Raw genomic sequence first — 358 nt, 5'->3', positions numbered from 1 at the left:
CTAGCCGACTTAGCTCAATTGGTAGAGCAACTGACTTGTAATCAGTAGGTTGGGGGTTCAAGTCCTCTAGTCGGCACCAGAAAATCATGGCGGTTGTGGCGAAGTGGTTAACGCACCGGATTGTGGCTCCGGCACTCGTGGGTTCAATTCCCATCAGTCGCCCCATTTTTTCTTTTAAAATTATAACATGCGGGTGTGGCGGAATTGGCAGACGCACCAGACTTAGGATCTGGCGCCTTTGGCGTGGGGGTTCGACTCCCTTCACCCGCACTTTTAATAAAATAACTCATACATGTCTTGCGGAAGTAGTTCAGTGGTAGAATACAACCTTGCCAAGGTTGGGGTCGCGGGTTCGAAC

The 358-nt window shown here is 50.3% G+C and carries 3 tRNA genes; all 3 read left to right on the top strand.

The annotated features are described in order from the left end of the window. Positions 1 to 3 precede the first annotated feature (3 nt). The 3 genes from FT637_RS29745 (at position 4) to FT637_RS29735 (ending at position 270) form a co-directional block, all read left to right on the top strand. A tRNA-Thr gene (locus tag FT637_RS29745) sits at positions 4 to 79 on the top strand. Between the two features lie 10 nt (positions 80 to 89). Further along, positions 90 to 165 (top strand) — tRNA-His (locus FT637_RS29740). A gap of 24 nt (positions 166 to 189) precedes the next feature. After that, positions 190 to 270, top strand: a tRNA-Leu gene (locus FT637_RS29735). The last annotated feature ends 88 nt before the right edge of the window (positions 271 to 358 follow it).

The sequence above is a fragment of the Bacillus cereus genome (assembly GCF_015071065.1).
Lineage (GTDB): Bacteria > Bacillota > Bacilli > Bacillales > Bacillaceae_G > Bacillus_A > Bacillus_A cereus_BA.
The sequence above is the reverse complement of the archived record's forward strand: the minus strand, read 5'-3'. Positions and strand labels throughout refer to the sequence as shown.